The organism is Pseudoalteromonas sp. OF5H-5 (assembly GCF_021530695.1).
Classification (GTDB): Bacteria; Pseudomonadota; Gammaproteobacteria; order Enterobacterales; family Alteromonadaceae; genus Pseudoalteromonas.
In genome coordinates this window covers 30,052-39,264 of the sequence record NZ_JAKGBF010000009.1, presented here as the reverse complement: position 1 = coordinate 39,264, position 9,213 = coordinate 30,052, and the positions used below count along the sequence as shown (strand labels likewise).

At 41.9% G+C, this 9,213-nt stretch carries 6 protein-coding genes; all 6 read left to right on the top strand.

The window, feature by feature from the left end:
• Positions 1-13 precede the first annotated feature (13 nt).
• The 6 genes from L1271_RS14190 (at position 14) to L1271_RS14165 (ending at position 9,204) form a co-directional block, all read left to right on the top strand.
• Positions 14-970, top strand: coding sequence for a hypothetical protein (locus tag L1271_RS14190; protein ID WP_235368104.1), 957 nt, complete (start codon positions 14-16; stop codon positions 968-970).
• A gap of 51 nt (positions 971-1,021) precedes the next feature.
• The gene (locus L1271_RS14185) at positions 1,022-1,978 is read left to right on the top strand and encodes a hypothetical protein (RefSeq protein WP_235368103.1); all 957 of its coding nucleotides are present in this window, start codon (positions 1,022-1,024) and stop codon (positions 1,976-1,978) included.
• Positions 1,979-2,029: 51 nt separating this feature from the next.
• A complete protein-coding gene (locus tag L1271_RS14180) occupies positions 2,030-2,986 on the top strand; it encodes a hypothetical protein (protein ID WP_235368102.1) in 957 nt (318 codons plus the stop codon).
• Between the two features lie 51 nt (positions 2,987-3,037).
• Positions 3,038-3,994 carry a hypothetical protein gene (locus tag L1271_RS14175; RefSeq protein WP_235368101.1) on the top strand — a complete coding sequence of 319 codons (957 nt, stop codon included), beginning with the start codon at positions 3,038-3,040 and terminating at the stop codon, positions 3,992-3,994.
• Positions 3,995-4,130: 136 nt separating this feature from the next.
• Positions 4,131-6,845: a DUF5666 domain-containing protein gene (locus L1271_RS14170; RefSeq protein ID WP_235368100.1), complete on the top strand. Its 2,715-nt coding sequence runs from the start codon at positions 4,131-4,133 to the stop codon at positions 6,843-6,845.
• 319 nt (positions 6,846-7,164) lie between these two features.
• A complete protein-coding gene (locus L1271_RS14165; RefSeq protein ID WP_102056837.1) occupies positions 7,165-9,204 on the top strand; it encodes a bifunctional 2',3'-cyclic-nucleotide 2'-phosphodiesterase/3'-nucleotidase in 2,040 nt (679 codons plus the stop codon).
• Positions 9,205-9,213 lie beyond the last annotated feature (9 nt).

Sequence of the window (9,213 nt, the reverse complement as noted above, 5' to 3'; positions counted from 1 at the left end):
AAGGAAACGAAGAATGAAAAAGATTGAAGAGATGACTCAAGAAGAACGGGATATTTATTTAATAGAAAGGGCTAAAGAAAGAAACAGAAAATACCGTGAAGAAGCTACCGAAGAAGAAAAAGAAGACTTTGCAAAAACTGACGCATATATAGATAGAGAAACAGGTTACCGTCTTAGCGGTATTTTTTATGAAGAACTACCAAAAGATCATCTTCATAACTTAAGCTATGAGGAACGCTTAGCCAAGGCTGAAGAACTAAACGGTTGTAAGTTTAAAGAAGCAAAACCCTGTAAAGACAGATTTGCGCCGAGAGACGACTTTAGTGGTGTAAGTTACTCGAGTAAATGTGATGGCCAGATTGTTTCTGTACCGCGCTCTCCAGGGCTATGGTCACTTAGATTGCTTTCATTGGTATGGGGTCCTTTGGCTGGAATAAGTTTATTAGTAGTTAGTATGACAGACGACAGTATGCCAGCTGGGCATTCATGGTTGGGGCTGTTTTTACTGACTGCATTCCCTTTAATAATGTACAAATTAGGGAATGCAATTCGTTTTATTGATGCAATAGAGTTTAATCGCCATACCGGTCTGGTAAAAACGCCTTACACCTTATTCAGAAAGCCATTTTATATCCCCATAGAAGATCTTGAGTATGTTGTTGGTCCAGAAGTAAAGAACGCACGAGGTAGCGCATCGATGCAAACGGGTTACTTAAGTTGTAGAAAATACCCAGAACATTATTGGTTGGGAAATCGTATTGGTATTGCAGGGGGAGGTGATGTTCACGATTGGTCACAAATGAATAGGTTTATGGATATTACTCAACCGATTGACGAGTACTATCACAAATCTATGGAGATCCAGTTTAAGAATAACAGGAATGCTCACGGCAATGGCCCATTTCCAGAGGTGATGAAAAAGTACTTTGATGCTGATGACTGCCAAATTAATCGCATGGAAGTGTGGTAGGGCGTTAATCATTACAAGTGCTTTCTAGTGGTTGACTAAAAGGAATTGGTGATGAAAAAGATTGAAGAGATGACTGAAGAGGAGCTAGATAGCTATTTGGCAAATAAAGCGAAGGAAAGAGAGCGATATTATCGAGAAGAAGCAACTGAAGAAGAAAAAGAAAAGAAAGCACAAAGAGATGCATACTTGGCTAGAGAGACAAGTTATCGTCGAAGTGGTATTTATTATGAAGAACAAACAAAAGACTACCTCCATAACTTAAACTATAAGGAACGACTAGCCAAGGCTGAAGAACTAAACGGCTGTAAGTTTAAAGAAGCAAAACCCTGTATAGACAGATTTGCGCCGAGAGACGACTTTAGCGGTGTAAGTTACCCTAGCCAATGCGATGGTCGGGTTGTTTCCGTACCGCGTTCACCGGGATTATGGTCTCTTAGGCTACATGGGTTGGTATTAGGCCCTATTATTGGTATTTGTCTGCTAGGGGTAAGTATGACAGACGACAGTATGCCAGCTTGGCATTCATGGTTGGGGCTGTTTTTACTGACTGCATTCCCTTTAATAATGTACAAAATAGGGAATGCAATTCGTATTGTGGATGCAATCGAGTTTAACCGCCATACCGGATTGGTAAGAACGCCGTACACCTTATTCAGAAAGCCATTTTATATCCCCATAGAAGACCTAGAGTATGTCGTTGGTCCAGAAGTAAAAAATATGCGAGGCAGCGCATCGATGCAAACGGGTTACTTAAGTTGTAGAAAATACCCCGAGCACTATTGGTTTGGAAATCGTATAGGTATTGCGGGAGGTGGCGATACTCACGATTGGTCACAAATGAATAGGTTTATGGATACTACTCAACCAATCAACCGCTATTATTATAAAGCTATGGAGTATACGTTTAAAAAGAATAGGAATGCTCACGGCAATGGTCCATTTCCAGAGGTGATGAAAAAGTACTTTGATGCAGATAACTGCCAAGTAAACCGCTGGAAAGTGTGGTAGGGCGTTAATCATTACAAGTGCTTTCTAGTAGTCAGCTAAAAGGAATTGGTGATGAAAAAGATTGAAGAGATGACTCAGGAAGAGCGGAATATTTATTTAATTGAGAGGGCTAAAGAAAGAAACAGAAAGTACCGTGAAGAAGCTACCGAAGAAGAAAAAGAAGACTTCGCAAAAATTGATGCGTATATAGATAGAGAAACAGGTTATCGCCGAAGTGGTGTTTTTTATGAAGAACTACCAAAAGATCATCTTCATAACTTAAGCTATAAGGAACGCTTAGCCAAGGCTGAAGAACTAAATGGCTGTAAGTTTAAAGACGCAAAACCCTGTAAAGACGCATTTGCACCGAGAGACGACTTTAGTGGCGTAAGTTACCCTAGCCAATGCGATGGTCGGGTTGTTTCCGTACCGCGCTCACCGGGATTATGGTCCCTTAGGCTGCATGGGTTGGTATTAGGCCCTATTATTGGGATTTGTCTGTTAGGGGTAAGTATGACAGACGACAGTATGCCAGCTTGGCATTCATGGTTGGGGCTGTTTTTACTGACTGCATTCCCTTTAATAATGTACAAATTAGGGAATGCAATTCGTATTGTGGATGCAATTGAGTTTAACCGTCATACCGGACTGGTAAGAACGCCGTACACCTTATTCAGAAGGCCATTTTATATCCCCATAGAAGACCTAGAGTATGTTGTCGGTCCAGAAGTAAAAAATATGCGAGGCAGCGCATCGATGCAAACGGGTTACTTAAGTTGTAGAAAATACCCCGAGCACTATTGGTTTGGAAATCGTATAGGTATTGCAGGAGGTGGCGATGCTCACGATTGGTCACAAATGAATAGGTTTATGGATATTACTCAACCAATTGACGAGTACTATCACAGTGCTATGGAGTATACGTTTAAAAAGAATAGGAATGCTCACGGCAATGGCCCATTTCCAGAGGTGATGAAAAAGTACTTTGATGCCGACGACTGCCAAGTAAATCGCATGGAAGTGTGGTAGGGCGTTAATCATTACAAGTGCTTTCTAGTAGTCAGCTAAAAGGAGTTGTTGATGAAAAAGATTGAAGATATGACTCAAGAGGAGTTAGATAAATATCTAAAGGAAAGAGCTAAGGAAAGAGAACGGTATTATCGAGAAGAAGCCACAGAAGAAGAGAAAAAAGTAAGAGAAGAAATACGTGAATATGTTGATAGAGAAAGCAAATACCTTATTAGTGGTATCTATTTTGAGGAATTATCAAAAGATCATCTCCATAATCAAAGCTATAAGGAACGACTAGCCAAGGCTGAAGAACTAAATGGTTGTAAGTTTAAAGACGCAAAACCTTGTAAAGACGCATTTGCACCGAGAGACGACTTTAGTGGCGTAAGTTACCCTAGCCAATGCGATGGTCGGGTTGTTTCCGTACCGCGCTCACCGGGATTATGGTCTCTTAGGCTGCATGGGTTGGTATTAGGCCCTATTATTGGTATTTGTCTGCTAGGGGTAAGTATGACAGACGACAGTATGCCAGCTTGGCATTCATGGTTGGGGCTGTTTTTACTGACTGCATTCCCTTTAATAATGTACAAAATAGGGAATGCAATTCGTATTGTGGATGCAATCGAGTTTAACCGGCATACCGGATTGGTAAGAACGCCGTACACCTTATTCAGAAAGCCATTTTATATCCCCATAGAAGACCTAGAGTATGTTGTCGGTCCAGAAGTAAAAAATATGCGAGGCAGCGCATCGATGCAAACGGGTTACTTAAGTTGTAGAAAATACCCCGAGCACTATTGGTTTGGAAATCGTATAGGTATTGCAGGAGGTGGCGATGCTCACGATTGGTCACAAATGAATAGATTTATGGATACTACTCAACCAATCAACCGCTATTATTATAAAGCTATGGAGTATACGTTTAAGAAGAATAGGAATGCTCACGGCAATAGCCCATTTCCAGAGGTGATGAAAAAGTACTTTGATGCCGACGACTGCCAAGTAAATCGCATGGAAGTGTGGTAACGACGAAAAGTCAAAGTAGGTACAAGCCAGGCGTTAGTAAAGCGCGCATTCATTTTCGGCCGTCTAGAGTGCATGTTAAGTTTTTGTGGCTAGCAGCTGCATGTACTAAATGAGCCAAAATTTAGGAGATTATATAATGGATAAAAAATGGTTGTTACCATCGTTATTGGCATCGAGTAGCCTTTTGGTTGCTTGTGGGGGCGGAAGTGGAAGTGATACCGATCCGCAACCTGGTGATAACACAGGAACCAAAGGTTCAATAAAAGTCATTGTACAAGGCTTACCTGCTGGTGCAGATGCGGGCTTAACGCTCACAGGCCCTTCTAGCTATAGCGAAGACATTACAAGCACGACTACTCTAAATGCCTTAGCAAACGGGGAGTATAAATTAACGGCTACTTCTCGTTCTGTGGATCAAGCACTCTATCAGCCAAATGAAAACTCGGTTACTGTCGATTTGAGTGGTAATGAAGAAGAAACAATCACCATTACCTACCGTACATCAGTAAGTGCACAGGGAACGGTAACTGGGTTTGGCAGTGTATACGTAAACGGTGTGCGTTATGAGACGACGCCAGATCAACAAGCAAATCTTAAAGTGGGCATGCTGATAAATCTGCAAGGTAAGCAAGGCGCAGATGGCAATTTTGCAGTAGCTGACTCTATTATCTATGACGCAACTGCTAAAGGTGTGGTGACGGCAGTCGACTACGCCAAACAAACAATCACTGTTTTGGGTCAAGAATTTAGTGTTGATAAACGTACGAAATTAGAGGTAGCTTTCACAGAAATAACGACAGGTGATTTCGTAGAGATCAGTGCGTTGCATCAAGGGCAGGGTCAGTATGTTGCTACCCGCATTGATGTGGAAGAGCAAAATGGCGAATTTGAAATTGAAGGTAAGGTTGCTGAGCTAGATCTTGATGCGAAAACATTCAAATTAGGTATGTTGACTATAGACTATAGCCAAGCAACAGAAGTTGAAGGGACGCTTGAAAACAATGCAATAGTGGAGGTGGAAGCATCAAGTTTACCTATTGACGGTGTATTACTTGCAGACAGTGTAGAGGTTGATAGCAACGAGCCAGTATCAACAGGTGCGGTCGCCAAATTTGAAGGTATTGTAACTCAAGTCAGTGACGACACCTTCGCAATCGGCGGGCACAGCTTCACATTAAATGACGACACTGATTTCAAAAAAGGGGATGATGATGACCTGCAAATCGGTATGCGCGTATTTGTGCTTGCAGTTGCAACCGAAGAAGGTTTAATCGCAAAAAAAGTACGCTTTGATAAGCACTCTGAAATCGAATTAACTGGCGTAGTGGAAGATATTGACCTTGAAGCACAGACACTAACAGTATTTGGTAGCACCTATTTTGTGGATAGCTATACCCAGTTTGAAGATGACTCGGATGCAGAAGACATCGAACTTAAACTTGAGAAGCTTAGTGTAGGTGATGTCGTAGAAATTGAGGCATTTGGTTTTGAAGGTGCCTATGTTGTGAGAGATTTAGAGCGTATCTCTGCAAGCGATTTTGACGATCAACAAGAACATGAGGTTGAGGGTAAAATCACGGCTGTTAATGCTGGCGAGCAAACAATCACAGTAGGCAAACTTGTCTTTGCCATCAATGGTGCGACAGAGCTGGAACTTGAAGATGATGTAAACCTCACGACATTTTTTGAACAAGTGGCAGCAGGTGATATCGCGGAAGTTGATTATGTGATCCAAGGAGACTCATTGATCGCAACTAAAGTTGAAGTTGATGACAAAGACGATGACTTCGATGACCGTAGATTTGAGCTAGAAGGTAAAGTGGTTAGTTTTAATCCGGTCGACGCAACTTTTAGTGTTGATGGTAAGACAGTATTTTTTGATGGAAATACTGAGTTTAAAAACGGCTTATTTGTGATTGGCGATGAAGTTGAAGTTACCGCTATTCAGCGTGCTGATGGTTCAATCTTGGCACTCAAAATTGAAATCGAGTCTGATGATGGTATTGAACTTGAAGTCGAAGGCAAAATCACAAACTTTGTCTCAGCGTCTGAGTTCATGGTGAATGGTGTCTCTATTGCAACTGATGGCAACACGGAATTTAAAGATGGCAGTAGCAGTAACCTTGGAAACGGTGTAACGGTTGAAGTAGAAGGCGTGTTAACTGACGACAATGTATTGTTGGCTAAAAAGGTCGAGTTTGAGGAAGATGACGTTGACGAAGTCGAAATTGCAGGCTTAATTGAGGACCTAGTCAAAAACTCTGCGTTTGATTACGAGTTCAACCTTGGTGCGCAGCGCGTTCAAATTACGGCAGATACAAAGCTTAAGAATGGTAATTTTGAAAAGCTTTCAAATGGCTTGGCAGTTGAGGTTGAAGGTTACACAACCGACGGTGTCACTGTTATTGCTAAAGAGCTCAAATTTGAAGCCGTAAAATATGTGGAGGTTGAAGGTCCAATCACACAAGTTGAGACAGATGAGGCGTTTTACGTCCTTGGCCAAAAAGTCAAAGTATCTGAGCAAACTCAGTTGAAAGGTGGCAGTCAATCTGATATTGCAACAGGCAAAAACGTTGAAGTTGAAGGCTATTTAGTAACTGAAAATGGTGAAACTTATATTCAAGCTGAAAAGGTAGAGTTCGAAGACTACGCCTATTTTGAGCTCGAAGGTAAAGTTGCAAACTTGTCTGGCGACCAATTTACATTATTTGGAATGACGGTTCATGTAACCAATGACACCGTATTCAAAGATGGCCAAAAAAGTGACCTTAGTAATGATGTTAAGGTTGAAGTTACCGCTCAAATGGTCGAAGGCACGATCATCGCGCTAGAAGTCGATTTTGAAGATTAACTATTGGTAAATGTAAAAGTCACAATTAAAGCCTCCAATGTGGAGGCTTTTTTGTTTATATTTCACTTTAAAATTAATTCGCTTCTCCTGACTTAGTAACGTCATATTTATCCCACTGAACTGCCATAAAAGCTTAGCTTTCCTGACTTTTTTCCCTCGTATAGTGACACCCGCCACGCAAAACGCAACGGTTTATACTGACTCGCTGTGCTTCTAGGTTCAGCTTCTATGAAGTGGAGTAAGAAGAGACGTGACTTGGTATTGCTGAAATAACTAAAAGCATGCACACGGGTATGCAAACAAAGTAAAGAAAGGACTTATGAAAACAAAACTACTTCCAATCGCACTATTGTGCGGTGCCACAAGCATTATTACTGGTTGCTCAGATTCAGATAACAATGTTGATATAAACGTGCCGAAAGGACCTGATATTCCAAAAGAGGGCACTGCGGTGTCTTTGCGTTTACTAGAAACCACAGATTTGCATGCAAATGTATTGAACTACAACTACTTTTCAGACAAGCAAGACGACAAAGTGGGTCTAGTGAAAACCGCGGCGTTAATCCATCAAGCGAGAAGCCAAGTTAAAAATTCCATGCTAGTAGATAACGGCGACTTGATCCAAGGTAGTCCGCTTGGCGACTATATGGCGAAAATCAAAAACCTCAAAGAGGGAGAAGTTCACCCGGTTTATAAGGCCATGAACACACTAGAGTACGATGTCGCAAATATTGGTAATCATGAGTTTAACTTTGGCTTGGCGTTTTTAGACGAAGCAATCGACGATGCGAATTTTCCCTACATCAGTGCAAACGTATTTAAGGTTGATGGCGACGAAGATGAAACAAATGATGTGCCGTTATTTAAGCCTTACCTAATTCAAGAAAAGCAATTCTTTGACGAGAATGACAAACTTCAGGTGATTAAAGTTGGCTTTATCGGGTTTGTTCCACCACAAATCATGCAATGGGATAAGGCGAATCTTGAAGGCAAAGTGATAGCCAAAGACATCGTAAAAATGGCAAAACACTACGTGCCTAAAATGAAAGCTGAAGGCGCGGATATTGTCGTTGCTATTCCGCACTCAGGTCTTGATGTATCTGCCGATAAGCCAATGGCTGAAAACGCATCTTATGCCTTATCTAAGGTGGATGATATAGACGCCATTATGTTTGGTCATGCGCATGCAAACTTCCCAGGTTCGGGCTATGCAGACTTAGCGGCACATGGTGTTGATAACGATAAAGGCACAATCAATGGCGTTGCGGCTGTAATGCCTGGTTTTTGGGGAAATCACCTTGGTGTAATTGACTTAGATATCCAGTTTAAGTCAGGTAAATGGACGGTGGTTGACTCACAGTCAACGCTTAAACCAATCTATGAAACGGATGAAAATCGAAACACGATATCATTGGTTGAAAGCGATGCAGCAATTGAAGCGGTAGTGCATAGTGAGCATGCTGAAACGCGCGCATGGGTGAATGAGCCTTTTGCTAAAATCACCAACACTGTGAACAGCTATTTTGCGTTAGTGAATGACGACCCCTCAATCCAAATCGTGACTGACGCACAAGCATGGTATACAGCAAAAATAGTGCAAGGTACTGAGCTTGATGGATTACCTATTCTGTCTGCGGGTGCACCCTTTAGAGCTGGGCGTGGCGGGCCAGATGACTTTACCGCAATTCCTGCAGGTGATATCGCCTATCGTAACGTTGCAGATATGTACATTTATCCTAACGTACTTAAGGTGTTGAAGCTCAAGGGCAGCGAAGTGCGCGAATGGCTTGAAATGTCTGCAGGCCAGTTCAATCAAATCACACCGAATACTGAAGGCGTTCAAGCGCTGATCAATCCAGACTTTCCTTCATATAACTATGATGTGCTAGATGGTGTGACGTATCAAATTGATGTCACTGAGCCTGCACGCTACGCGGCAAACGGTGAAAAGGTGTCAAACGGTAACCGCATTAAGGCATTGAAGTATCAAGGTGAGTTGGTGAAGGACGACCAAGTATTCTTGGTTGCAACGAATAACTATCGTGCATCTGGTGGCGGTAATTTCCCAAATATTAAGGGAGATAAAATCGTTGTCGACTCGCCAAATGAGAACCGTCAGGTCGTTGCTGACTATATTACTTTTGTTAGCGACCAAAATGGTGCCGCAGGACTTGATCCATCGGCAGATATGAACTGGTCATTTGCACCTGTAGTTGGCGCTAATATTGAGTTCTTTAGTTCAACTAGTGCGGATGCTGAAACCTACAGTCAGCAATTTAATCATATTCTACCTACTGGCAAAACCGACGAACGAGGTTTTGCACTTTATCAGCTGGATTTAACACAACCGCTGAACTAATACACTACG

Excerpts from the sequence above, each read along its gene's own strand:
- L1271_RS14190 (WP_235368104.1), top strand. The coding sequence starts at position 14 with ATGAAAAAGATTGAAGAGATGACTCAAGAAGAACGGGATATTTATTTA.
- L1271_RS14185 (WP_235368103.1), top strand. The coding sequence starts at position 1,022 with ATGAAAAAGATTGAAGAGATGACTGAAGAGGAGCTAGATAGCTATTTG.
- L1271_RS14180 (WP_235368102.1), top strand. The coding sequence starts at position 2,030 with ATGAAAAAGATTGAAGAGATGACTCAGGAAGAGCGGAATATTTATTTA.
- L1271_RS14175 (WP_235368101.1), top strand. The coding sequence starts at position 3,038 with ATGAAAAAGATTGAAGATATGACTCAAGAGGAGTTAGATAAATATCTA.
- L1271_RS14170 (WP_235368100.1), top strand. The coding sequence starts at position 4,131 with ATGGATAAAAAATGGTTGTTACCATCGTTATTGGCATCGAGTAGCCTT.
- L1271_RS14165 (WP_102056837.1), top strand. The coding sequence starts at position 7,165 with ATGAAAACAAAACTACTTCCAATCGCACTATTGTGCGGTGCCACAAGC.